The following is a 24,682-nucleotide window of genomic DNA, read 5'->3' on the forward strand; positions in this document are numbered from 1 at the left end:
CTTTGGCGGTAGTCCGGCAGTCCGGCGACGGCGCCCGTCCGGGCCGGGGGGTATGCGGCACGTGCCGGCATGAGGGTTCGTGGGGTGTGCGGGTATCGGGGGCGGGCAGGTACAGGGGGTCGAGGGTGTCGACGAGGTGGGAGGGCCGGGGACGATGGCCGAGTTGTTGCTCGGTCCCGTGTTGCGGCACGTGGATCGCACGAGTGCCACGGTGTGGGTGGAGACCGACTCGCCCTGTGTGGTGACGGTGACGTGCGAGGACGGCGTGGCCAGTGCGCCCACGTGGACGATCTTCGGCCACCACTACGTGCTGGTGGTGGTCGAGGGGCTGACACCGGGGCGGTCGCGGGAATACCGGGTGCTGCTGGACGAACGCGCGTGCTGGCCGGACGAGCGCTCGGGTTATCCGCCGAGCGTGTTGCGTACCGCCCCGGCCGACGACGGGGAGCGGGACCTGAACGTCGTGTTCGGGTCCTGTCGCTGGTCGAGTCCGCCGAGCACCGAGGCGGGCGAGGAGCGCCGGCTCGATCCGGACGCGCTGGACACGCTCGCCCGCCGGCTGATGCGCTCGCCGGACGAACCGCTGCCGGACGCGCTGTTGTTGCTCGGCGATCAGGTGTACGCGGACGAGACCTCGCGCGCGATGCAGAACCGGCTGGCGCGGCGGCGCGACCTGAACGAACCCCCGGGCGGCCAGATCGCCGACTTCGAGGAGTACACGCTGCTCTATCACGAGTCGTGGTCCGATCCGCAGATCCGCTGGCTGCTGTCGACCGTGCCCAGCGCGATGATCTTCGACGACCACGACGTGATCGACGACTGGAACACCTCGCACGCGTGGCGCGCCGACATGGCCGCGACCGACTGGTGGTCCGAGCGGATCGCGGGCGCGCTCGCGTCGTACTGGATCTATCAGCACGTCGGCAACCTGGACCCGGCCGCGCTGGCGCGCAACGAGGTGCTCGCGCAGGTCCGGGCGGCGGGGCCGGGGGAGGATGTGGGGCCGCTGCTGCACGAGTTCGCGCTGCGGGCCGACGCGGAGGCGGACGGTAAGGCGACCACGCGGTGGAGCTTCCGGCGCGACTTCGGCCGGACCCGGCTGCTGATGATCGACTCGCGCGCCGGTCGGGTGCTGACCGCGGACCGACGGGCGATGATCGGCGCCGACGAGTTGGCTTGGATCACCGAGCAGGCGGACGAGGGCGGATACGACCACCTGCTGATCGGCACGTCGCTGCCGTGGCTGCTGCCGCCGGGCATCCACGACCTGGAGTCGTGGAACGAGGCGCTGTGCGCGGGCGTTCGCGGGCCCCGCCTCGCGCGCTGGAGCGAGTGGTTGCGGCGGGCGGGCGACCTGGAGCACTGGGCGGCGTTTCGCGAATCGTTCGAGGCGCTGTCCGCGCTGATCGGGCGGATCGCGCTGCACGGGCCGCGGGCGGGCGGGCCGGCGCCGGCCACGGTGTGCGTGTTGTCGGGGGACGTGCACCACGTATACGCGGCGGAGGCGCACTGGCTCGGCTCGGGAGAGGGGCCGCAGGCGGGCGACGCCTCCGGTGGCGCGGCCCGGGTCTATCAACTGACCTGCTCGCCCGTGCACAACTCGGTCCCGCCGGCGATCCGGATCGGCTTCCGCTTCGGGTGGGGACGTACGGCGACCCGGATCGGGCGGGCCCTGGCCGGGCACGCGCGGCTGACCCCGCTGCCGGTCGAGTGGACGAAGCTGGGCGGACCGTGGTTCGGCAACCACCTGATGACGCTCACCCTGCGCGGGCGCCGCGCCACGCTCTCCCTGGACCGGGCCGAGAACGGCCGGCGCAACCGCGCGGCACGGCTGCGCCGCGTGGGCCGCGCGGTACTGCGCAAGGACTGACCGGACGGACCGGGTGCCGGGACGCCCCGTGCCGGCGGGCCGGCACACGGTGGCCCAGGTGGTGATCTTGTCGAACGCGCCGGCTCGTACACTGACGAGCGTGGAGGATCGCACGACCACCGGGGCCGGTGCACGACCGACGACCGCCCTGCGGCCGTATGTCGACTCGTACATCGGTTTCGACCTCCGCGGGTTCCCCGAGGGAGTGCACTGCGGGCCGCCGGGACGCGTGCTGACCACGGTGATCAGCCTGTCGGGCCCCTTGGAAGTGGCGACGGGCGTCGACGACGGGTCGCCGATCACCCGATACGACAGCGTGGCGTGCGGTCTGCGCAGCCGGTCCGTCGCGATCCATCACGACGGACGGCAGCAGGGTGTGCAGATCGCGCTGACACCGCTCGGCGCCCGGGCCGTCTACGGCATGCCCGCCGCCGGGCTCGCCCACCACCTCGTCCCGCTCGACGAACTACTCGGATCGCTCGGCACCGAGTTGGTCGAGCGGCTCCGCGCGGCGACGACATGGGCGACGCGGTTCGCCGCACTGGACGAACTGCTCCTTCGAGCCGTCGAACGCGGCGCCGGCGGCGACCGGGCGCACCGGGCGCGCCCCGAGGTGGCCGAGGCATGGCGCCGGCTCGTCGCCACCCGGGGCCGGGTCCAGGTCAAAGCGGTCGCCGAGGAACTGGGCTGGAGCCGTCGCCACCTCACCGAGCGGTTTCGCGACGAACTGGGGCTCTCACCGAAGACCTTCGCCCGAGTCCTGCGCTTCGAGCACGCGCACGAACTGGCCACGGCGCGCGCCCCGCTCCCGTGGGCCGACCTGGCGACCACGTCCGGCTACGCCGACCAGGCCCATCTCGTCCGGGACTGGAACGAGTTCACGGGCCGATCACCCACGGCCTGGCGTCGTGGCGAAGTCCTCCTCGCGACCGGATAGCCGCCGACCGGCTGCCCGTCGCCCGGGCTCGTGTTCCCTTTCGTTCAAGACCACCCGATCGCCCACGCGGCACGATCGTCGGCATGAGACTCCTCAACGACGAACACGACGCCGTCGACCTGCGGACCACCCCCGTGCACCTCGGACTGGGATCCAGGGCCAAACCCATCGAGGGCTTCGCCTGGAGTCCGGAGGTGCTCCAGGCATACGGCGCCGCGGTCGCGGCGGACGGCGCCGAAGGCCGGATGGTGATGATCTTCGACGGCGACGGCCCCGGCGACCACTGGGAGCGCCACCCCGCCGGCGACGAACTGGTCGTCTGCCTGAGCGGATCGGTGACGGTGATCCGCGACGTGGACGGGGCACGCGAGCGTGTGACGCTGGAGCCGGGCGAGGCCACCATCAACCCGGCCGGCGCCTGGCACGTCGTCGACATGGCCGGGCCGACGTCCATCCTGACCATCACCGCCGGCCTCGGTACCGACCACCACCCCCGCACCGACGCCCACCCTCGCACCGACGCCCACCCGAGCGAACACCCCGGCACATCCGACCCGGAGACGCGGTGACCATACGCATCGCGTGCCTGGGCGACAGCCTCACCCGCGCCCAGTTCAGCGTCGACTACCTGCACCTTCTCCAACAACGCCACCCTCGCGGCGACGTGCGCCTCGCCCGCTTCGGCGTCAACGGCGACTTCGCCTACAACCTCCTGCAACGCCTGGACGCCGTCGTCGCGGACCCGCCCGACGTCATCACCGTATTGATCGGGACCAACGACGCCCGAGCGAGCCTGGCCGGCTACCCCGTCGAGCAGATCATGAAGCGCAAACACCTCCCGGAGCGCCCGTCGGCGGCCTGGTTCCGGCAGTGCCTGGAAGCCGTCGTCGAGCGGCTACGCACCCGGACCGATGCGACGATCGGCCTGCTGTCCCTCCCGGTGCTCGGCCAACAACCCGACGGAGCGGCGGCACGGGCATCACAGGCGTACAGCGCAATCATCGCCGAGGTCGCCGCCGCCCACGAGGTGACCTACCTTCCCCTCCACGAAAGCCAGATCGAGGAACTGCGCCGAGCGGACCCGCCGCCGATTCCGTACCGCGAGGTGACACCCGCAGCGGTCGTCGGCGTCCTCCTCCAACACGCCGTGCTGCGCCGCAGCCTGGACACGATCTCGAGCCGGCGAAATCTCGTCCTCACGACCGACCACATCCACCAGAACAGCCGCGGCGCCGCCCTCGTCGCCGAGGCCATCGACGCCGGCCTGCTCACCCGAAGCACCTAACCGGCCCCGGCCGAGCGCCGGCACGGGGGCAACCCGCCCAAGGGCACGGCAACGCGGCCGCGGGAGACCGCGGCGTCTCGGTGACGGCTTCGCGGTACTTCACGGCGCTTCGGCGTTTCGGCGTTCCGGGCCCCGTGACGCGTGTTCCACGACCGGTCCCCGGCCGGTCCACGCGCTACGGGGCCTTCAGGGCGTTCCCCAGTGCCCCAGTGCCCCAGGTGCCCCAGTGCCCACGGGCGGGTGGTTCGGTCTCCGGCCGCCTGTTCAGGGCTTTTGGACCACCACGCAGAACGGATGGCCGTCGGGGTCGCCCAGGACGACGAAGTCGGGGTCTTTCGGGTAGTCCCACGGCAATCGGGTGGCGCCCAGTGCGAGCAGGCGTTCCACCTCGCCCTCCTGGTCGTCGGTGTACAGGTCGAGGTGTACCCGAGGCGGCTCCACCCGCTCCCACACCTCGCCGAGTTGCAGGCTGATCCGGTGCCGGCCGCCGTCCGGTTCGACCAGAACGACGAACTCGGTGTCGTCGGTCACGGGGTCGCGCGGACGCAGTCCCAGCGCGTTCGTCCAGAACGCGACGCCTCGGTGGATGTCGGTGGTGGTGATCACGACACATCCCAGTCGAAGATTCATTGATTCCGGACGCCTTTCTCTCGTGCCCCGAGTGCCGGGCCTCGGGCCCTGCTACCCCGGTCCGCGGGGATTACCGTTGGGGTTCACCGTTGCGGCCCCTGCCCGGGGAACTCGTTGCGCCGCGTGATCACGTTGTCGACCGAGTGGTAGAGCCATCCCGCCCGCCGCGGATCTCTGCCGGTGCCCCGGATACCCCGCTCGTGTCCGGCCCTGGCGCATGAATGGGCCAGGGCCGGGCAAGTGATCATCGTCCGTGTCGCTGCCGGAATACGCCGCGTGAAGCGGAGAGTGCCGCCACGCGCCCGGTCTCCCAAGCGGAATTCGCGGCGCGATCGTCGCGGCGTTCGCCGCGAACCGGACTTCGGCGCAGGTCGAGGGAGGTGCGGCGATGACGAACACGGCCCTGATCGTGATCGACATGATCAACGCCTACGAGCACGAGGACGCCGAGGTCCTGATCCCCGCGGTCCGCGAAGTCCTCCCCGAGGTCCGCGCGTTGATCGCGCGAGCCCGCGCGGCCGACGTGGACGTCGTCTACGTCAACGACAACTTCGGCCGCTGGCGCTCCCACCACGACGAGATCCTCGAGATCGCGCTGAAGGGCCCGCATGCCGACCTCGTGGAGCCGATTCAACCCGACGACACCTCGATGTTCGTGGTCAAGGCTCGCCATTCCATCTTCTACCAGACCCCATTGGAGTACCTGCTGACGCAACGCGGTGTCGGCCGGGTGGTGCTGTGTGGCCAGGTCACCGAGCAGTGCGTGCTGTATTCGGCGCTCGACGCGCACATCCGACACCTTCGCGTGGCGGTGGCCGAGGACGCCGTCGCCCACATCGACGTCGAACTCGCGCGAGCGGCTCTGCGGATGATGCGCCGCAACATGCAAGCCGATGTGCGCCCGTGGCGTCGACTCGACCTGGGCGGACCGGCGACACGGGCATAGTCCCGAACGACCCCGGACCAAGCCACATGGCGCCGCCGAGCCGAACGGCGCCGACCTGGAAATCACCGAACCGGTACGGGCACGGATGAGGCGACGAGAAGCGGGCAGCGGGGTGTGACGGAAGAACGTCGCCCGGCCGGAACGCGGCGACGCCTGTACATGACCGGGTCAGCGATACATCAGGAGCGTTCGCTCATGGACCGCCAACCAAGTCTCGACATCCACCGAAGCCGCGGACGGCTCGCCGAGGCCGCCGTGTCCGGCGAACTCGACGCGGACACGGCGCCGTTCCTGTCTCGACAGGTGCACGGAGTGCTCACCAGGCACCGGGATCTGATCCTGGACCTGGAGGGAGTCGACGCGTGCGACTCCTCGGGGTTCGACGCGCTGATAGAACTGCGCCGGCGCGCGGCGGAGGCCGGCGGACGGTTGTTCCTCGCCGCCCCGCCACCCCCGATGCTCCGGCTCCTGGCGGCAACCCGATCGGACATCGTCTTCGCCGTACACGCCGACGTCGACGACGCCCGGGCCGCCTACACCTGCGGGGACAGCGCACAGACCTCGCGTTGAGGCGGGCCGCCCCGCGACGGATGCCCCGTCGCCACCGACTCCGCCGGGCCGGGGCGCGATCGCCTCCCGGCTCCCGCTCGCCTCGGCCCGGCCATGTGCCCGCGGTGCGCATACGTCTTGATCACCCGGGTATCCGGGGACGGTCCCCAACGTGCAGGGAGAAGACGTGCCTGATCGTGCGTGGGCGCCCGCTGCCCGTCCGGACGGACCGATCAGGGTGGCGTCGGTGCCCGCCGGGCACGTCTATGTGCGTCACTGTGCGGTGCGCGAGATTCCGGACACGGTCGTACGCCTGCCCGACCCCCGGCCCAACGGCGCGCCCAGCACGTCGCAGCGTTGGTGGCCGCCCGTCATGCTCGACCCCGACTGGGTCGACGCGCATCACGACGAGTTCGACCTCTACCACCTGCACTTCGGATTCGATGCCGAGTCACCGGCCCGACTGCGTACGTTGGTGGACGTGCTCGCCGGGCGGACGAAGCCGTTCGTCTACACGGTGCACGACCTCCACAATCCGCATCAGCGCGATCCGGCCCCCCACGAGGCGGCACTGGACGTGCTGATTCCGGCCGCCGACCACCTGATCACGCTCACCCCGGGCGCCGCGGCCGAAATCGCTCGCCGCTGGAAACGCTCGGCGACCGTCCTGCCGCACCCCCACGTGGTCGCGCCATCGGACCTCGTGCGCCCGCGTCCGCCCCGCACCGGTTACACGGTCGGTCTGCACGCCAAGAGCCTGCGTCCGAACATGGCCGTGCTGCCGACGGTGCGTGCGCTGATGCCGATCGTGGCGGAACTGCCCTCGGCCGTGCTGCGCGTGGACATCCACCCCGACGTCGAGGATCCGGCGGCATCCGCCTACGCGCCGAACGTCATGGCGGAACTGCGCGAGTACGCCCGATCGGGTGCGATCGACCTGCGGGTGCACGACTACTTCGACGACGCCGGACTGTGGGACTACCTGAGCGGCCTGGACCTGTCGGTCCTGCCGTATCTGTTCGGCACCCACTCCGGGTGGTTGGAGGCGTGTCACGACCTGGGCACGGCCGTGGCGGTTCCCGACTGCGGTTTCCATGCCCAGCAGCGCCCGTGTTTCGGCTACCGCCTCGACCACGCGATCGACCCGCGGGGACCCGATGCCGAGTCCCTGGGCGCCGCGGTGCGGGAGGCGTACCGTCGGCGACACCACGTCGTGCGCGCCGATCCGGGGCTGCGGGCGGCCGAGCGGGCCCGGGTGGCGCGGGCGCACCGGGAGATCTACCGGCGGCTGCTGTCGTGACCGGGCCCCTGCGCGTGGGCTTGATCGCGTCCGCCCGGCATCCGATCCGCGAACCGTTCGCCGGCGGCCTGGAGGCACAGACCTGGACCCTGGCCCGCGCGCTCGTCGCCCGCGGACACCGGGTCACCCTGTTCGCCGGGCCGGGCTCCGACCCCGAACTGAATACGCTGACCCTTCCCGTGCACGAGATGCGGCTGAGCGAACAGGCCCGAGCCGACGTGAGCATGCCGCACCGGGATTCGCTCCGGGAACACCACGCCTACCTCCGCCTCATGTTGACGCTGGGCAGGGAGAACCGATTCGACGTCGTACACAACAACAGCCTGCACTACCTGCCCGTCGCGATGGCCCCGGCCGTCGAGGTCCCCGTGCTGACCACCCTGCACACCCCGCCCACGCCCTGGCTGGAGTCGGCGATCCAGACCTGCGAACCGTGCCCGGTGACCTTCACCGCCGTGAGCGAGCACACCGCGCGCGCCTGGCGGCACGTGGTTCCGCATGCCAGGGTCGTCCGCAACGGCGTCGACACCGCGCTGTGGCGGGCGGGCCCGGGCGGGGGAGTGGCGGTGTGGACCGGGCGGCTGGTGCCGGAGAAGGGTCCGCACCTGGCGATCGCCGCAGCCCGTGCGGCGGGTTGCGGACTGCGCCTGGCCGGTCCGGTGGCCGACCACACGTACTTCACGGAGCGGATCGAGCCGCTGCTGCGTGGTGACATCGAGTACGTCGGGCACCTGCCCTGCGCCGAACTGGTCGCCCTGGTCGGCGAGTCGTCGGTCGCGTTGGTCACGCCCTGCTGGGACGAGCCCTACGGGCTGGTCGTGGCCGAGGCGCTGGCCTGCGGCACACCGGTGTGCGCGTTCGATCGTGGCGGCGTCGGGGAAATCGTCACACCCGACTGCGGGCGTCTGGTGCCGTCGGGGCGGATCGACGCGTTGGCGGAGGCCATCGCAGAGGCGAAGGCGCTCGACCGCTCGGCGGCACGGGCGCGGGCCGAGGCGTTCTGCTCGGTGGAGACGATGGTCGCCGACTACGTGGAGCTGTACCGGGAGTTGGCGCGGTGATCGGCTACTACGTGCACCACCACGGGCGCGGTCACCTGCATCGGGCGGTGTGTGTGGCGCGGTGCGCCCGTACGCCGATCACGGGCCTGTCCTCGCTGCCGCGGCCGGACGGCTGGGCCGGGGACTGGGTGCGGCTGCCGATCGACACGGGCCCGCCGGGCAGGCCCGTCGCGGATCCCACGGCCGGTGGCCGACTGCATTGGGCGCCTTTGGGACACGAGGGATTGCGCGGGCGCATGGCGATCACCGCGCGATGGATCGCGCGGGCGGCGCCGGAGCTGTTCGTGAGCGATGTGTCGGTGGAAATGGCGTGCCTGGCCCGTTTGATGGGGGTGCGGATCGCGGTGATGGCCATGCGAGGGAATCGCCTCGACGCCCCGCACGACCTGGCCTACACGATGGCGGATGCCCTGATCGCACCGTGGCCGGCGGCCCTGCCCGAGCCGGACTGGCCCGAAGCGTGGAGGAGCAAGACCGCACACGTGGGTGCGTTCTCCCGATACGACGGACGGCCCGTGCCCGCGCGCGGCGAACGCGCGAACGATCCCCGCCCGCGGCCCAGGGTGGCCGTACTGCTCGGCGCCGGCGGCAGCGACGTGAGCGGCGAGGAGCTGCGCGAGGCCCGCGCGGCGACACCCGAGTGGGAGTGGCAGGTGCTGGGCCATCCGGACGCGCCTTGGTGCGAGGACCCGTGGCCCGTGTTGTGCGGCGCGGATGTGCTGGTCACCCACGGCGGCCAGAACGCGATCGCCGAATGCGCGGCGGCGCGGCGGCCCACGATCTGCATTCCCCAGGACCGCCCGTTCGGCGAACAGCGGGCCACCGGCCGGGCCCTGGCCGCGGGCGGCCTCGCGGTGGTCCGGCCGCACTGGCCGAGCGCCGCCGAATGGCCCCGACTCCTGGAGAGCACACGACGGCGCGACGGCTCGCGCTGGGCCATGTGGGCGCCCGGCGACGGCGCGACCCGCGCCGCGGCCGTCCTGGACGCGCCGGCCGCGTCCCCGGTCCCCGGTGGTCACGCATGCGCGTCGCCGTGATCACCCTGGTGGCGGGCAGGGACCGTCACCTCCGTCTTCAGCAACGGGGCCTGGCGGCCGGCAGTCGGGTGCCGGACCACTACGTCGTGGTGACCATGGACGATCCGGCGGCGGACCGGCCGATCCTCCCGCCCCCGCCGGCCGCCGATGTGGTGGCGGTGCCGGTGGAGGGAACCGCGCTGCCGCTGGCCCGCGCGCGAAACGTCGGCGCCCGCCGGGCACTGGCCGGCGGCGCGGACGTACTGATCTTCCTGGACGTGGACTGCGTCCCCGGCCCGCGAACCGTGGACCGGTATGCGCGGACCGCCGTCGACGGCATGGTCCTCAGCGGCGCCGTGACCTACCTGCCGCCACCTCCGCCCGCGGGTTACGTGCTCGCGGACCTCGCCTCCTCTGCCGAGCCGCATCCCGCCCGCCCCGACCCGGCCGACGACCAGGTGCTCGGCGGCGGCGACCCGAACCTGTTCTGGTCGTTGTCCTTCGCGCTCACGCCCGCCACGTGGACGCGGGTGGGCGGGTTCTGCGAGGAGTACGAGGGCTACGGCGGCGAGGACACCGACTTCGGCTACGCGTGCGCGCGTGCCGGCGTCGAGTTGGGCTGGCTGGGCGGAGCGCCGGTGTACCACCAGTGGCACCCCGTGAGCCGGCCGCCGGTCGAACACATCGACGACATCCTCCGCAACGGAGCGCTCTTCCGGCGCCGGTGGGGCATGTGGCCGATGCGGGGCTGGCTGGCGGAATTCGCCGCGATGGGCCTGGTGCACCACGACGAGGCGACGGACACGTGGCGACGCCACACCGGGCGCGGGACGTCGACCCGGGGTGCGAGGTATCGGTTCGATGGGCCGGGGTAGCGGTGTCGGCATGACCACTTTGGCGCAGTACACCTCGGCTTCTCCCGGGACCGTGGCCGCGATCGCGATTCCGGCGGCTTTGCTGATCGCCGTGTTGCTGATCATTCCCGTGGTGAGTGGTGTGCGTCGAAGGCGCCGCCCGCCGCCGGCTCCCCCGCAGGGGCTGCCCACGGAGTCGACTCCGCATCCGCGCGACCCGGGCCGGGAGTCCGCGGACGTGCCTCGAGACGGCCGTCGGCGCGGACCGCACGAGATGCCGGGGTACGGCAACCTCGGCTCCCGGCCCTCGGATCCCGAAAACCCCGATCGCGACCGGAATTCCTGATTCGCGCTGACGCCCGACTGCCCGAGGGGATGCCTCGGGCAGTCGGGCGGCGTGTGATGTCGGGGTCGGTGCGAGTCGGCGCGGGAGCTGCGGTCAGTGCGAGTCGGCGCGGGATTCGACGTAGGCGCGCAGGTGATCGAGTGCTCGTTCGAGCAGGTCTCCGGTGGCCGGGCGATGTTCGGCGGCACCGGTGAGGGCGTCGACGGGCAGGGCCGTCCGGCCGTGCGAGCCGCCGAAGTCGCCCGCGTCGTGGGTCTGGGCGAGTTCGGCGTCGAGGTCCGGCGGGTCCTCGTCGTCGTCGACGCTCACGGTGACGATGCTGTCGACTTCGCTCGGACCGCCTCGAACGACGACGGTGCCGCGATGGGGGATACCGTGGACGGCCCAGTCGATCCGAGTGGCCGGCCCGTCGGTATCGAGGGTGACCAAAGCCCGCGCGGCGGAGGCCCCCGCTCCTACGACGATCTCCCATGACCCCTGGGCCACCGCGCGGGCCTCGGTCACCGGCGGGAAATAGCCCGGCAGGCACGCGGGGTCGACCAGCGTGAGGTATACCCGATCGTCGGATGCGGCGATGTGGACGGAACGCGTGTGAACAACCATGCCCGGACTGCTGTCCGTCGGCCGGCCCTCCATGCGCGATCGAGCGGCACGGTGTCGATTCGGCCGGCGGGGCCCTGACGTGGACGCGCGCACGGTGCCAAGGCACGCGGCCGGGCCGGCGTCTCTCGCGTCGGGGGACGCCGGCCCGGCCACGCGTGGGGGCAACGCGCGGATGTGATCGTGACTGGTGCGGACGCGGGGTGAACGCGCTCAGACTTCGCCGCGCCAGGCGCCGGTGGCGGTGCCCCGGGATTCGATGAACTTCTTGAAGCGTTGCAGGTCGCCCTTGGCCTGGCGGCGAACGAAGCCGAGTTTGTCGCCGACGGTGTCGGCGATGCCGTGCGGATCGTGGTCGAGTTGCAGCATGACCTTGGTGCGGGTGTCGTCCAGGCGGTGGAAGGTGACCACGCCCGCCTGGTGAACCTCACCCTCGACGGTGGTCCAGGCGACTCGCTCGTCGGGGATCTGCTCGGTGATGGCGGCGTCGAACTCGCGCTTGACGCCGTGCACGTTGGTGATCCAGTGGGTCAGGGTGGGCGTGCGCTGTTCGATCCGCTCGACGCCGTCCATGAAGTGGTGGAAGTCCTCGAACTGCGTCCACTGGTTGTAGGCGACGGTGACGGGCACGTCGACCTCGACGGATTCTTCGATCTCGGACATGGTGACCTCCGGTCGGTGGGGCTCCAAGGACATGACAGGGCTCCGCTGCCCGGATTCGCCACGCCGACACGTTCCCGCGTCGGTCGGCGGGCTTCGGCATGCCGGCGCTCACCCGCTCGACGGATGTCGATCAAGTGCTGAGCAGGTCCGTCAGATCGTCGGCGTGCTCCTCCTCTTCCTCCAGGATGGACTCGATCAGACGCCGGGTGGTGGGGTCGCGGTCGCCGAGCCAGCGGGCGATCTCCTGGTAGCTGGAGATGACGATGCGTTCGGCGAGCAGGTTCTGTTCGAGCATCGCCTTCAGATCGGTGTCCGCGGCGGTGGAGTACTCGGTGTGCGAACGCCGGTGCAACGTCGTGGGATCGAAATCGGGATCGCCGCCGAGTTGGGAGATGCGCTCCGCCGCGCGGAGCGCGTGTTGCATCTCCTCGGCGGCGTGTTCGGTGAACTCGGCCGCCACCTGGGCGCGATCGATGCCCGCCGCCGAGATGGCGTGCCGGGTGTAGCGCAGCCAGCACACGACCTCGGTGGCCACCACGTCGTTGAGCACTTCGATCACCCGACTCGTGTCCAGCCCGTATGTCGGGGTGATCGCGCCTTCGCTCATCTTCTGCCGGGCCTGATCACGGATCCGGGTCACGTCCAGCACGAAGTCGTCGCTCATGGTGTTGCCTCTCGTGTGTTGCCTGCCGCTGTCTCGTCGGCGCCGCCGAACGGTGCCCAACCCCAGTGCCTCGAAAGCCGACGGTTCACACTCGAAGCCGTATGCCGTTCACCCGCCGTCTCGCCTTCGGCGGATCCCCCATCATGTGCTCCGGCGGTGTCCGCGCCGCCGGTCGGCAAGCCCGCGGTCGGTCGGACCCGCGTTTGCGCGGATACGCCGTGGGCAATCGCGCAACCCTCGGGACGATGACCGGAAGGTGCACATGGGCGATGCCGACCGGCAGGCGAAGACGCGGCTGCGGCGAGTGGATCCGGCGGGGCCCGGCCTGACCCGGCGCCGCCACGGACGCGGCTTCGGCTATCTGGACCAGACCGGCACCACGATCACCGACGCCGCCGTACTGGAACGGATCCGCGCCTTGGCCCTGCCGCCCGCGTGGACCGACGTCTGGATCTGCCCGCGTCCCGACGGCCACATCCAGGCGGTGGGTTCCGATGCCGCCGGCCGACGGCAATACGTCTACCACGCGTCGTGGCGCGCCCGACGCGACGTGGCCAAGCACGATCGAGCCGCGGAACTGGCCCGCCACCTGCCCCGGGCCCGTACGAAGGTCGAGGAGGACCTGGCCCGGCCGGGCCTGGGCCGCGAACGAGTCCTCGCCGCCTGCTTCCATCTGGTCGACCTCGGCTTCTTCCGTTCCGGCAGCGAACAGTACGCACGGGCCAACGGCTCGTGTGGGCTCACCACCCTGCGGCGCGAACATCTCCGGGTCCGGCAGGGACAGCTGCGGTTCGCGTTTCCCGCCAAGAGCGGGCGCACGAGAATTCGGGTCCTGGTGGACGACCGGGTCAAACCCGTGGTGGTCGCGCTGCGTCGCAGTGCCACCGGCGAGGATCCGCTGTTTCGCTACCGTCGCGACGACGGCCGACTCGTCGCCGTCCACGCGGCCGACCTCAACGCCTACATCCGCGAGCGCACCGGAGGCGATTTCACGACGAAGGACTTCCGTACCTGGCATGCCACGGTGCTCGCGGCGGTGGGGTTGGCGGTCTCCGTCGAAGCGGCGGATTCGCCCACCGGACGCACACGCGCCCGAGCCAGGGTGGTGCGCGAAGTCGCCGACCACCTGGGCAACACGCCCGCCGTGGCCCGCGCTTCATACATCGATCCGCGAGTGTTCGACTGCTACGAACGCGGAATCACCGTCGCCCGCGCCCTCACTCGCATGGGAGCCGGTATGGACTTCGGCGACCTGGCCACCCGCGGCCCCATGGAACGCGCGGTCCTGCGCATGCTCGACCGCGAACGCCGCCCCCCGAGCGGACGAGACCCGGCACCACCACGCCCCCAGGGCGACGACTGAACGCCGCCTCGCACAGCGCCCACGCAGTGCGGACGTTCGGCCGAACCCGGTGCCCGACGACGCCTGTGTACGCCTGCCGCACGAGACGGGTCGCGACGCTAGGGAGCGAGCTTGGCCTGCCCGGCGGCGGCCGCGGTCCCGACTCGCGCGTGGTCGGCGTCGGCCGGGGCGGACTCGAACACGACCGGGGTCTCGAACCCGGCCTTGCGGGACGCGCGGCGCAGCGCGGCCAGCACGGCCGGCCCGACGAGGACGATCGCGACACAGTTGGTGATGGCGCGGCCGGTGTCCCAGCCGAAGGTCGACGTCAGCATGGTGAACACGAAGAACCGGCGCAGGTTGTCGACGATGCCGTCGCCGGGTACGAACGCCGGGCCGACCATGGATTCGGAGTCGGCGAGGAACGGCCAGAACCACATGTTCATGAGGAACCCGAACGCGTAGGCGGCGAACACGCCGTAGCAGGCGAGCATGACGATCTCGCGCCGGCCGCGGACGCGCCGGGGCAACAGGCCCGCGCCGAGTCCGACCCAGGCCGAGGCGAGCATCTGGAACGGCAGCCACGGTCCGACGCCCGCGGTCAGCAGGGCGGACGCGAACAACGAGGTACAGCCGAGCACGAACCCGAAACCGGGGCCGAACACGCGTCCGGCCAGGACGAGCATGAAGAACACCGTCTCGATCCCGGCGGTGCCGGCGCCGAGCGGGCGCAGCGCCGCGTTGATCGCGGAGAGCACGCCGAGCATGGCCAGCGCCTTGGAGTCGAGCCCACCACTGGTGAGTTCGGCGAGAACCACGGCGACCACGAACGGCAGGGTGACCGCGAAGATCAGCGGCGCGTCCCCCGAATGTGCCGCCGACTCCGGCGCCGGGGAGGCGAACAGCGGCCACAGGAACATGGCCAGGCCCGCGAGGGAGGCGATGGTGAGCACGATCGCGGTGCGCGGGGTGATGCGGATCGCGTTGGCGCGTTTGCGGGCGTCGATGACGGTCGTCATCCGGTGGGCTCCCTGTCTGCGACGGACGCGCGGGCGTCGGATGTGGCCGGCCGGTCCTCCCGTGGGGCGGGCCGGCGGTGGGCGATGTCGGCGTCGTCAAGGGCGTTGCCGACATCGGTGACCGTCAGCCACTCCGCGGGTGCGAGGATCTTGGCCACTTGGGGTGCGAACGCGGGGGAGGAGACCACGACTTCGGCGGTCGGGCCGTCGGCGACGATGTCGCCCTCGGCCATCACGACCACGCGGTCGGCGACCTGTGCCACGACCTCGACGTCGTGTGTGGCGAGCACGATCGCCCGTCCGGCATCGGCGAGTTCGCGCACCACCCGGACGAACCGCCGCTTGGCGTGGTAGTCGAGACCGCGGGTCGGCTCGTCGAGCAGCACGACCCGCGGCGCGGCCACGAGTTGGATGGCCAGGACCAGTGCGAGGCGTTGCCCCTCCGAGACGTCGCGCGGGTGCACGGCGCCGTCGACGCCCGGCGCGATGCGATCGAGCAGCACTCGGCAGGCACCCGCCTCGGCGCCGGACTCGCGGTCCGCCTCGGCGCATTCGGCGTCGACCGTCTCCAGGTAGAGCAGGTCGCCGGGGGTCTGCGGGACCAGACCGACGAGCGCGCGAGCGCGATGCGGATCGGCCTTGCCGGGGTCGGTGCCCGCGACGTCGACGGTGCCGCCCTGGCGGGCTCCGGAGCCCTGGAGAGCCCACAGCAGCGAGGACTTGCCGGATCCGTTACGGCCCATCAGCGCGGTGACCCGTCCGGCGGTCAGGTCCAGGTCGAGACCGCGCACGGCGATCACGTCGCCGTAGCGCACGACGACCCGCCTCGCGCTCAGCAGCGGGGCGGCGGTGGGGTCGGGCGTCCGGGGCGCGGGCGGGGTACGGTCCGCCAGGCGCTCGCGCAGCGGCGGCGCCAGTCGGCGGGCGTCGCGCACCGACAGCGGCAGCGGCGAGCACCCGACGAGTCGGCCCAGTTCCACCACCGGTGGGGCGATGTCGCAGGTCTCCAGGACCTCGGCGGGCGCGCCCTCGCGGACGGTGCGGTCCCCGGGCAGGTGCACGAGCCGGTCGGCGTACTGCACCACCCGCTCCATCCGGTGTTCGGCGACGATCGCGGTGATGCCCAGATCGTGTACGAGTCGGGTGATCGCGGCGAGTACGTCCTCGGCGGCGGTCGGGTCGAGCGCCGACGTCGGCTCGTCCAGCACGAGAACGCGCGGGTGGGCGGTCAACACCGAGCCGATCGCGACCCGTTGCTGCTGGCCGCCGGAGAGCGTGCGCAGCGGACGGTGCCGCAGCTCGGCGATGCCGAGCAGGTCGAGGGTTTCCTCGACACGTTTGCGCATCACCGCCGACGGGATGGCCAACTGCTCCATTCCATAAGCAAGTTCCTCCTCGACCGTGTCGGTGACGAAGCCCGCGAGCGGATCCTGGCCGACCACGCCGACCAGGTGCGCGAACTCGCGCGGTGGTTGTGAACGGGTCTCGATGCCGTCGACTCGCACACTGCCGCGCAGGGTGCCGCCGGTGAAGTGCGGGACCAGGCCGTTGATCGCCCCCAGGAGGGTCGACTTGCCCGCGCCGGTACGGCCGACGACCAGACACAACTCCCCTTCGGGAATGGTCAACTCGACATCGCGCAGGGCGGGTGCCGAGGTGTCGGCGTAGGTGATGGTGACGCCGCGGAATTCGATCACCGGACGGACTTCTCCCTGATGGTGGTGCCGGTATCGGTCGAGCCCGACCCCGGCGCGTCGGGCATGGTGTCACCGAGGCGCGGTGTGGTCGGTGGCGGCGGCGGCGCCAGCCACGCCGGCAACACACCCGCCAGCAGCGCGAGTACCGGAAGCGGCGCCAACTCGGGCCAGGCGAGCGGACTCAGCGACGGATACAGGTTGCCCGCGTCGATCCGACTGGTCAGGTAGAGCAACGCGCCGGTGCCCAGGCCGCACGCGGCGACTCCGAATTCGGCGAGTCGCCAGCGGTCCGGCAGATACACACTGCGGTTGATTCTCCGCCCGGTGAGTACGAAGCCGATACCGGCGACGACAAGTCCCCCGGGCAGCATCGTGGCGCCCAGGTAGCGGGGCGTGCCGCCGTCGAGGAGCGCGTACACCCCCACGCACACCCCGATCAGGCCCACCAGGGTCAACACCCCGGTCACCAGCCGGATCGAGCGCGGCAGATGCCGGTTGCGGCCGTACCCGCGCGAGTCCATCGCCGCCGCCAGCGCCAGCGAACGATCCAACGCGTCCTGGAGCACCGGGATCGCGATCGACCGCAGCGCCCGCATGCCCTTCTGCGCGCCGCCGCGCAGTCGCCGTGCCCGGCGCACCCGATGCACGCTCTCGACCAGCTGCGGCGCCACCGACAGGGCGACCACCACCGCCGCGCCCACCTCGTACAGCGCCGCCGGTACCGCCTTGAGCATGCGCTTGGGACTGGCCAGGGCGTTCGCCGCGCCCAGGCACACGATCATCGTGGCCAACCGCAACCCGTCGTAGAACCCGCCCAGGACGTGTTCCAAGCCGACCGGCCCGAACAGGTGGATCCCCGCCGCCCATTCGGGCAGCGGGATCTCGGGCAGATCGACGAGTATGTGCCCGCTCGCCGCGCCCGCGCCGAAGACGATGCGGAACAACACCCGCATCACGACGATGAACAACCCGAGAAACAGGTACATCCGAAAGGCGAGTGCCCAGGGCGCGTCGCCGCGCCGGTTGGCCACGACGAACCCGGCGACGGCCAGGAGCAGCGCGAGCAGCAGGGGATTGGTGGTTCGGCTCGCGGCGGTGGCCAGGCCGAGGGCCCACAACCACCACGCGCCGGGGTGCACGGTGCGCGGCAGTCGGCCGCCGCCGCGGCGGAACACGACGGCGACCGGCACCGGTTTCGGGTGGGGCATGTTCATCCCGATTCGTCGGCGCGGGTGCGGCGGCGCCACGTGGTGAATCCGGCCGCCGCGCAGATCGCCACGAACAGCGCGATGCCGACGATGGTCATGGTCGGGATCCCGTCGCGCTTCCTCGTGGCCAACTCCTCGCCGCCGGTCCAGGTCCGGCCCTGCGGGGTGACGCCGGAGGGCTGTGCCGGCGGCGCGGCCGAGTCCGGCTGCGTCGCCGCGGACTCGGGCGGGGCCGCGGTGGGTACCTCGCTCGCCGGGGCGGCCGGCGGCGGCTCGGGCTCCATCCGGTTGCCGGACACACCCGGCCCCGGGGCCAACGGATCGGTACCCGAAGTGGTCCCGTTCGCCCCGTTCGAGCCGGCCACGGCCGACTTGCCGCCCGATGCCGCCGACGTCGTGCCCTTGCCGGAGTTGCCCCCGGCGCCGGCCGGCGGTTGCGGGTTGTTCGTCCCGGGCGGCGGGTCCTGGGTGGCAGGGACTGCCGGGCGGACGGCGCGACCCTCGGCGGCGGGTTGGTCGTCTCGGTCTTGTTCTTGGCGAACGACCAGCCCTCGAAGCTGCCGAGCGGCGGCTTGCGGTTCATCACGCCCCACTGGCTGTACGTCCACGAACCCCCGTTGGGGGAGTGCCAGTACGACCAGTAGGCGGAGGCCGGGGGCGTGTCGATGCACGGCTCCGAGTTGGCGCCGGGCTTGCCCTCGATCCGACATATGAACGCTTCGCCCCAGCGGGCCGCGCCCGTGATCTCGATGCCGGCGTTCTTGAGCGCGGCGTGTCCGGTGGCCTGGTCGCCGCGCGCGCAGCGCACGATGGTCGTGCCGCCCAGTTCGTGGAAGTCGATCACGACCGTCACGCCGTTGCCGTCCGGGCAGTAGCCGGGGGTGCCCTTCGACGTGTCGACCGCCTGTGCGGTCGGCGTGGTGACCGTGAGCTGCGTGGCGGCGGGGAGGGCGAGCAGGGCCAGGGCGGTGATCAGGCGGGCCACGCGGCCGCTTCGTCCGAGGCGCCTCATGCGTGCTCGCGGGTGGCGGCCGGCGCCGTCATGGTGTCGATGGCCAGGCCCCAGTCCGAACCGGCGAACCCCGGTACACCCCCGTCCGCCGGCTCCCCGGCCTGCCGGTTCGCCGCCGCGCCGGCCTGCGCCGCATACGGGTTCGCGGCATCGGCCGACGCGGAGAAGACGGGGAAGGCCGCGACCAGGATCGCGCCGCAGGCCGCGACGGCGCCGGTCCTTCGCACAGTGAGCCAGGACATCGATGGGACCCTTCCGATAGGACCAATACGCGGACGCCGGCGAGGCGGGCCGAAGTACGGGCGGCTTCGGCGCGGCCGGCGGGGAGGCGGGTGGGTCTCCCCGCCGGACGGCGGCTACTCGGGACTGGTCAGGGGATACACGGGGTGGGGGTGGGGGTGGTGAAGGACGGGTTCAGGGGGAACGGGGCCCCGGCCGCGCCCCATACGGACTGCTGGGTGGCCAGGAGGTCGGGTGCGCCGCTGCTCCAGGGGGAGGCGAAGGCGCCGACGTCGCCGGGGTTCGCGGTGCAGCCGATCTGCCAACTCAGCAGGGATGTGTAGGGGTTGAGGGTTCCGCCGCTCTTCTGCCACGTGGCGGAGGTGGGGTTGCCGCCGCCGGCGATGATGGCCTGGATGACCAGGGACGTGGAGTTGGGGTCCGAGGCGTAGGCGGGTTGGTAGGCGAAGCCGGCGTCGGACTCCTGGACCGCGTCGAGCCAGCCGAGGGCGTCGCCGACCTCGCCCGAGTAGGTGGTGTGGGAGACGGAGACCAAGGCCTGGATGGCGAATGCGGTGGAGTTGCTGTCGGCGTCGTCGCCGTCGCAGGTCGAGCCGCCGTACGAACGCCAACCGCCGTCGTCGGCGTTGGATCCGCCGGCGCACTGCTGTCCGAGGAGCCAGGTGGTCGAGGAGGAGTCGACGGACTGTCCGACGGCGCGCAGGCCGAGGATGGCGAGTGACTGGCGGAAGGTGCCGTCGTAGGTCGGGTCGGCCGAGCCGAACAGGCCGGTGTCGGCCCCGGTGGTCTGGCGCAGGTTGCCGAGCCGGGTCACGAGGTCGACCCCGCCGAAGCTGGTCGGGCTCTCCCCGGCGGCGTCGGCGACGAGCAGCAGGTAGCCGAGGCGACCCGGGTTGTCGGTGCCGCCGGGGGCGATGGTCGTGGTGACGTTGGCCTTGAGCCAGTCCACCGCGTCGTCGAAGGTGGCCTCCTCGACGCCGGCGGCGGCCAACGCGAGGGCCGCCTGCATCGTGTTGGACGGTTCGGGTGTGGTCGGGCTGCCGGTCGCGGGGATGAACTTGTTGCCGTTGCCGTCGCTGACGAACCGGGAGGCGAGCCAACGGGCTCCGTAATCGGCGGCGGTGGTGGGGACGTTGGTGGGCGGGGTGGCATGCGCGGTGGGCAGCCAGGCCGTCATGGCCAAGGCGAGCCCGGAGGCTATCGCCGCGATACGGGACTTGGTCATAATACGTGACTTATCAGGGCGAATCGGTGTGCGCAGGGGCACGGCTTCTCCTCGATGGTGATGGCTGTGGTGTCCGGGTCGGTGTCTCTTCGTCCTCCGGGAGCGGTCGCTCCGGAGGTCACGCGGTGTTGCGGGAAATGGTCACGGGCCCGAACGGTCGTGTGGTCGGGCGCGACGGCGCAGGACGGTGCCGATCGTGGTGGCCGCGAGGGCCAGGGCGATCAGCGGCGCCGGGTCCGTTCCGGTGCGGGGAAGTTTGGACAGGGGCACGGGCATCGACGGGCTGCCCGTGCCCCCGACTCGTGTGGCGGTGACGACTTCGAAACCGGCCCGAGCCGTGTCGCCGTTGCCCTGATCGACGAGGTCGAGCGTGTATGAGCCGCCGGCGGCGTCGTGGGGGACGGTCCAGGTGAACGCGACGTCACCGGCGAAGTCGGCCCTGGCCTGCGGGAGTTCGATCGGGATGCGGGCGCCGCCGACGGTGGCGGTGACCGGCATGCCGGGGCCGAAGCCGCTGCCGCGCACGGTGACTCGCTCGCCCGGGCGAACGCTCGTGGGTGAGGCGAGGGCTGTCGGCCTGTCGTGTGGACCGGGGCCGCCGGGGTTCGGTCCGCCGGGTCCGGGATCGTCCGGGCCGGGATCACCCGGGACGACGGGCTCGATCGGTGTCGGGTTGCCGACGCCGATGTGGCCGAACACGGGCAGGCCGAGCCCGAGGATCGCCTGGGGTGTGGAGCGGTGCCACTGGTCGCGGGTGACGTCGTCGATGCCATGGGCACGGGCGTCGGCCAGCGCGTCGGCGTTGTAGGCGAGCGCGCCGGCGTCGTCGCCCTCGATCAGGGCCATCGATCGGATCCAGTCCGCGGCGCGGCCGGCCCGCTCGCGTTGTCCGACGGCGGCCAGGGTCTGGGCGATCAGGCCGGTGGAGTTGGCGTTCACGGCTGCGGTAGGGCCGGTTCCACCGAACGCGCCGACCGCGGCGTCCTGCTTGGACAGGAGCCAGCCCACCGCGCGGGTGAGCGAGGCCGCCACCGGCGGTGTCCGGGGCACGGTGAGCAGGGCTTGGACGACGAGGGCGCTCGTGTCGGTGTCCGCCGTGCACGATGTGGGGGTTCCGGGCATGAGGCGGTATCCGCCCGAGCCGCACTGGGTGCTCAGCAGATACCGGATGGCGGCGTCCGGCACGCCCTCTTCGCTGCGGGCCAGGGCCAGCACCGCGTAGGCCTGGCCGAAGGTGTTGGCGTTGTCGGGCGCGTGCGGGTTGCGGTCGGCGAACCGACCCGCGTCGGCACCCGTGGTCGTCATCAGAGCGCGCAGTTCGGCGTCCGCGTTCCGACCGCCGATCGACGTGACGTCACGGCCCTGGGCGGCGAGGGCGAGGGTGAGCTTGGCCAGTGGACCGGCCAACAGCACGCCGGGCTTGCCCCGAGCGTCCCAGGTGACGTAGTCGGTGGCGGTCGCGGCGAGCCGGTCGGCAACCCGGGCCGCCGTCGCGCCGTGTGGGTCGACCGCCGACAGGGCGAGCAGCGCGTCCGTGGTCAGGCCCGGGTCCGGAACACCGGCGCGCGACAACACGCCGTCGCCGCGCGCGAGTTCCCTGGACAACCAGGCGGCGGCCGCCGTGACCGTCGGGTCGTCGGTCGCCGGCGGTACGACCTTCCAGATCGCGTCGGCCGACCCGGTGTTGTCCGCCGGGTCGGTGGCGCTCACCCGCAGGGTGTGCGGGCCGACCGCCAACCCCTCGCCGCGCCACGGGGACGTGCACGGCGCGGCTTCCCCCTGGTCGAGGGCGCAGGTCACGGTCGCGGCCGGGTCGTCGACGGTGAAGGCCACGGCGGCCTGACGGTCCGACCCCTCGGCCGGGGGCGTCGAGGTCAGGGCGACCACCGGGGCGAGTGCGTCCGGGCCGGTGACGCGGCGCACCCGCTGCGCGTCGGGTTCGGTCAGGTACACGTGCCCGGACGCATCCACCGCCAGCCCGGAACCGCCGTACACCGAGGCGGTCGTGGCGGGCAGGCCGTCGCCGGCATAGGCCGGTGTGCCGTTCCCGGCGAACGCGGTGAGAGTGCCGGTGGTCGGGTCGAGTACCCGGATCCGGCCGGTCTCGGAGACGTACACCCGGCCGTCCGGGCCCACGGCGACACCCGCGACGTCGACCGACTCCGTCGCGATCGTGGGCCCGCCCGCGCCCTGCGGGCCGCCGCCGGCGACCGTGGTGACGATCCCGTCGACGCCGATGCGGCGCAGGCGGGCGTTGCCGGTGTCGGCGACGTAGACCTCGCCCGCCGAGGAGATCGCCAGCCTGCTGCCGGCCCGGAAGGCGAACCAGGTCTCGGTCGCCGGCCCGCCGTCACCGCCGTAGCCGTCGCCGCCCCGGCCGGCGAACCCGGTGACGATGCCTCGCGCAGGGTCGATGCTGCGGATCCGGCCGACGCCGGCGTCCAGGGCGAGTACCGCGCCGTCGGGCCCGACGGCGACCGCGACGGGGCGTACGAGTGCGGCGTCGACCGCCGGTCCGCCGTCGCCGGTGTCGTCCGCGGCACCGGTGCCCATGACCGTGCTGATGAGGCCGTCGGCCGCGGCGACCCGGCGGATCCGCCTGCTGCCGGTATCGGCGATGTACAGGTCGCCGTTCGGCGCGACGGCCACCGCCGAGGGGTCGCGCAGGGACGCCGAGACGGCCGCGCCGCCGTCACCGGCGAACGCGCGGATGCCGTTGCCGGCGACCGTCGCGATGGTCCTCTTCGCCGCGTCGATCCGACGTACACGCTGATTGGCGGCGTCGACCACGAAGACGTTGCCCGCCGCGTCCGTGGCGACGGCGCCCGGCCGCGCGAGGTCGGCGGCCGCGGCCGGTCCGCCGTCGCCGGTGAACCCGCGCGTACCGGTGCCGGCGACGGTGGTGATCCGGCCGGGCACCAGGCGCGGATCGGCGGCGGTGACCACGACCGGAGCCGAGGCTGCGGAGGGCTCGGAGACGCCCGCCGCGTTCACCGCGCGCACGACGAACGTGTAGGCGTCGCCCGGTGCCAGACCGGTGATCCTCGCCGGAGCGACCGTCACCTCCACGACGCGCCCACCGGGGATGACCTCGACGCGGTAGCCGGTGACGGGGCTGCCGCCGTCGGAGGTCGGCGCGGTCCAGCCGACGATCGCCTCGCGGACGCCACCACGCGCGGAGACCGCGGTCGGCGCCCCGGGCACGCGCGAGTCGGGCGCGGCGGGCACGACCGGATTGCTCGCCGCCGAGGGCGCGGACTCACCCGCGCCGTTGAGCGCACGCACGGTGAACGTGTAGGACCGGCCCGGCGTCAGGGCCCGGACCGTGGCGGAGGTGACACCGGCGTCCACCCGGGTGCGGGCACCGCTCGGCGCGGCCTCGACCACGTATCCGGTCACCGGATTGGGGCCGGTCGACGCCGACCACGACACCGTGGCGGCGGCGAGTCCGGCCGTCGCGGTCACCGTCGCGGGGGGTTGCGGCAGGCCGACCGGGGGCGAGGCGCAGCACACGACGTCCCAGTCGGGTGCCTGGCGCGGTCGCGGAGTGACGTCGCCGAGTCTGGTCTCGACGTAGCGCCAGCCGTCCATCGTCCCGTCGGTCGGCCGCCGCCCGGCCGGGCCGATGCCCGCGTACGCCCAGCCCGGTCCCTTCGCCGGCTCGTGCAGCCAATAAGACCAATAGCGGATGATCCCGCCCGGCAACGTCTCGGCGCAGCCCTCGGCCGGGTAGCCGTCGATGGCGCACACCAGACCGGAGGCGTTGGTGCGCAGGGTGTGCCCGGTCCGGGTCAACAGGTCCAGGCCGCTGACCGCTGGGCCGCTCGCGCCGCGCAGCGGCGTCACACAGGTCCAGGTCAGCGCGGGGACGGGGCGGGGGCCGGCGAGCGGGTCGTCGACGGCGCCGAAGTCCAGCACCAGCCCGGCCCGATCGCCCGACGGACAGGCTTCGGGACCGGCGGCCCGTACCGGAAGGGCGCCAACGAGGCCGAGCAGAACGAGGATCGCCGTCAGCACCGCGACGCTCGCCGCGCCGCGCCGATCGGCGGGAGGCGTGCGCGGCGGGCATGCCCATTCCGCGTCTTCGGCAGACGTGCTCACGGCCGTTCCTTCCCCCACCGGATTCGTGGCAGAGGAAGCGACCCGTGAACCGGGGCAACCGGTCGTCCGGGCTCTTCGCTGTCCGCAGTCCACGACGGATCTCGACGAAAAAACCGG

24 protein-coding genes are annotated in these 24,682 nt (G+C 72.4%); 13 read left to right on the forward strand and 11 right to left on the reverse strand.

The genetic code is table 11. From position 1 onward, the window contains the following. Positions 1-154 precede the first annotated feature (154 nt). From B4N89_RS26715 to B4N89_RS26730, 4 genes are all read left to right on the forward strand, one after another. Positions 155-1,870 (forward strand): alkaline phosphatase D family protein, encoded by a 1,716-nt coding sequence (locus B4N89_RS26715; RefSeq protein WP_078978336.1) that lies wholly within the window; start codon positions 155-157, stop codon positions 1,868-1,870. Between the two features lie 100 nt (positions 1,871-1,970). After that, entirely contained in the window at positions 1,971-2,807 is an 837-nt protein-coding gene (locus B4N89_RS26720) for an AraC family transcriptional regulator (protein ID WP_078979660.1), read from the forward strand. A gap of 83 nt (positions 2,808-2,890) precedes the next feature. After that, a complete protein-coding gene (locus B4N89_RS26725) occupies positions 2,891-3,376 on the forward strand; it encodes a cupin domain-containing protein (protein WP_078978337.1) in 486 nt (161 codons plus the stop codon). Beyond that, positions 3,373-4,092, forward strand: coding sequence for an SGNH/GDSL hydrolase family protein (locus B4N89_RS26730; protein ID WP_078978338.1), 720 nt, complete (start codon positions 3,373-3,375; stop codon positions 4,090-4,092). The genes B4N89_RS26725 and B4N89_RS26730 overlap by 4 nt, the downstream gene beginning before the upstream one ends. Before the next feature lie 264 nt (positions 4,093-4,356). Here B4N89_RS26730 and B4N89_RS26735 read toward each other — a convergent pair whose 3' ends face one another. Then, positions 4,357-4,698 carry a VOC family protein gene (locus B4N89_RS26735; protein WP_321170714.1) on the reverse strand — a complete coding sequence of 114 codons (342 nt, stop codon included), beginning with the start codon at positions 4,696-4,698 and terminating at the stop codon, positions 4,357-4,359. Positions 4,699-5,110: 412 nt separating this feature from the next. Here B4N89_RS26735 and B4N89_RS26740 point away from each other — a divergent pair, with 412 nt between their 5' ends. From B4N89_RS26740 to B4N89_RS26770, 7 genes are all read left to right on the forward strand, one after another. Then, the gene (locus B4N89_RS26740) at positions 5,111-5,668 is read left to right on the forward strand and encodes a cysteine hydrolase family protein (RefSeq protein ID WP_078978340.1); all 558 of its coding nucleotides are present in this window, start codon (positions 5,111-5,113) and stop codon (positions 5,666-5,668) included. 195 nt (positions 5,669-5,863) lie between these two features. Then, complete coding sequence (locus B4N89_RS26745) at positions 5,864-6,238, forward strand: STAS domain-containing protein (protein ID WP_161500816.1); 375 nt, start codon at positions 5,864-5,866, stop codon at positions 6,236-6,238. Between the two features lie 166 nt (positions 6,239-6,404). Continuing rightward, complete coding sequence (locus tag B4N89_RS26750; protein ID WP_235618806.1) at positions 6,405-7,517, forward strand: glycosyltransferase family 1 protein; 1,113 nt, start codon at positions 6,405-6,407, stop codon at positions 7,515-7,517. Further along, positions 7,514-8,578: a glycosyltransferase gene (locus B4N89_RS26755; RefSeq protein WP_078978342.1), complete on the forward strand. Its 1,065-nt coding sequence runs from the start codon at positions 7,514-7,516 to the stop codon at positions 8,576-8,578. Before B4N89_RS26750 ends, B4N89_RS26755 begins: the two co-directional genes overlap by 4 nt. Beyond that, positions 8,575-9,615, forward strand: coding sequence for a glycosyltransferase (locus B4N89_RS26760; protein ID WP_101897181.1), 1,041 nt, complete (start codon positions 8,575-8,577; stop codon positions 9,613-9,615). Before B4N89_RS26755 ends, B4N89_RS26760 begins: the two co-directional genes overlap by 4 nt. Beyond that, the gene (locus B4N89_RS26765; RefSeq protein ID WP_078978343.1) at positions 9,600-10,469 is read left to right on the forward strand and encodes a glycosyltransferase family 2 protein; all 870 of its coding nucleotides are present in this window, start codon (positions 9,600-9,602) and stop codon (positions 10,467-10,469) included. Before B4N89_RS26760 ends, B4N89_RS26765 begins: the two co-directional genes overlap by 16 nt. A 10-nt stretch (positions 10,470-10,479) precedes the next feature. Continuing rightward, a complete protein-coding gene (locus B4N89_RS26770) occupies positions 10,480-10,794 on the forward strand; it encodes a DUF6479 family protein (protein ID WP_078978344.1) in 315 nt (104 codons plus the stop codon). A 93-nt stretch (positions 10,795-10,887) separates the two neighbouring features. Here the strand turns inward: B4N89_RS26770 and B4N89_RS26775 are convergent, their stop codons facing one another. The 3 genes from B4N89_RS26775 to B4N89_RS26785 all read right to left on the reverse strand — a co-directional run bounded on the left by B4N89_RS26775 (position 10,888) and on the right by B4N89_RS26785 (position 12,721). Further along, the gene (locus B4N89_RS26775; protein ID WP_143658093.1) at positions 10,888-11,397 is read right to left on the reverse strand and encodes a hypothetical protein; all 510 of its coding nucleotides are present in this window, start codon (positions 11,395-11,397) and stop codon (positions 10,888-10,890) included. A 210-nt stretch (positions 11,398-11,607) separates the two neighbouring features. Next, entirely contained in the window at positions 11,608-12,057 is a 450-nt protein-coding gene (locus tag B4N89_RS26780; protein WP_078979663.1) for an SRPBCC family protein, read from the reverse strand. A 130-nt stretch (positions 12,058-12,187) separates the two neighbouring features. Next, positions 12,188-12,721 (reverse strand): ferritin-like domain-containing protein, encoded by a 534-nt coding sequence (locus B4N89_RS26785; protein WP_078978346.1) that lies wholly within the window; start codon positions 12,719-12,721, stop codon positions 12,188-12,190. A 262-nt stretch (positions 12,722-12,983) separates the two neighbouring features. On the opposite strand from B4N89_RS26785, the gene B4N89_RS26790 reads away from it, so the two are divergent. After that, positions 12,984-14,084 (forward strand): DNA topoisomerase IB, encoded by a 1,101-nt coding sequence (locus B4N89_RS26790; protein ID WP_078978347.1) that lies wholly within the window; start codon positions 12,984-12,986, stop codon positions 14,082-14,084. 98 nt (positions 14,085-14,182) lie between these two features. On the opposite strand, the gene B4N89_RS26795 is transcribed toward B4N89_RS26790, so the two are convergent. From B4N89_RS26795 to B4N89_RS50810, 4 genes are read right to left on the reverse strand one after another with little or no spacing between them, the layout of a single operon-like run. Beyond that, positions 14,183-15,082, reverse strand: a complete 900-nt coding sequence (locus B4N89_RS26795) for an ECF transporter S component (protein ID WP_078978348.1) — start codon at positions 15,080-15,082, stop codon at positions 14,183-14,185. Then, positions 15,079-16,779 (reverse strand): ABC transporter ATP-binding protein, encoded by a 1,701-nt coding sequence (locus B4N89_RS26800; RefSeq protein ID WP_078978349.1) that lies wholly within the window; start codon positions 16,777-16,779, stop codon positions 15,079-15,081. The genes B4N89_RS26795 and B4N89_RS26800 overlap by 4 nt, the downstream gene beginning before the upstream one ends. Beyond that, a complete protein-coding gene (locus B4N89_RS26805) occupies positions 16,776-17,987 on the reverse strand; it encodes a CbiQ family ECF transporter T component (protein ID WP_078979664.1) in 1,212 nt (403 codons plus the stop codon). The genes B4N89_RS26800 and B4N89_RS26805 overlap by 4 nt, the downstream gene beginning before the upstream one ends. Positions 17,988-17,989: 2 nt before the next feature. Next, positions 17,990-18,286 carry a hypothetical protein gene (locus tag B4N89_RS50810; RefSeq protein ID WP_201260912.1) on the reverse strand — a complete coding sequence of 99 codons (297 nt, stop codon included), beginning with the start codon at positions 18,284-18,286 and terminating at the stop codon, positions 17,990-17,992. A gap of 411 nt (positions 18,287-18,697) precedes the next feature. On the opposite strand from B4N89_RS50810, the gene B4N89_RS50815 reads away from it, so the two are divergent. After that, positions 18,698-18,862, forward strand: a complete 165-nt coding sequence (locus B4N89_RS50815; RefSeq protein ID WP_201260913.1) for a hypothetical protein — start codon at positions 18,698-18,700, stop codon at positions 18,860-18,862. A 133-nt stretch (positions 18,863-18,995) separates the two neighbouring features. Here B4N89_RS50815 and B4N89_RS26815 read toward each other — a convergent pair whose 3' ends face one another. The 3 genes from B4N89_RS26815 to B4N89_RS26825 form a co-directional block, all read right to left on the reverse strand. After that, positions 18,996-19,241, reverse strand: coding sequence for a hypothetical protein (locus B4N89_RS26815; protein WP_143658094.1), 246 nt, complete (start codon positions 19,239-19,241; stop codon positions 18,996-18,998). A 128-nt stretch (positions 19,242-19,369) separates the two neighbouring features. Beyond that, complete coding sequence (locus tag B4N89_RS26820) at positions 19,370-20,464, reverse strand: hypothetical protein (RefSeq protein WP_078978351.1); 1,095 nt, start codon at positions 20,462-20,464, stop codon at positions 19,370-19,372. 141 nt (positions 20,465-20,605) lie between these two features. Continuing rightward, positions 20,606-24,565: a fibronectin type III domain-containing protein gene (locus B4N89_RS26825; protein WP_143658095.1), complete on the reverse strand. Its 3,960-nt coding sequence runs from the start codon at positions 24,563-24,565 to the stop codon at positions 20,606-20,608. Positions 24,566-24,682: the final 117 nt, after the last annotated feature.

Origin of the sequence: Embleya scabrispora (genome assembly GCF_002024165.1) — a bacterium.
Classification (GTDB): domain Bacteria; phylum Actinomycetota; class Actinomycetes; order Streptomycetales; family Streptomycetaceae; genus Embleya; species Embleya scabrispora_A.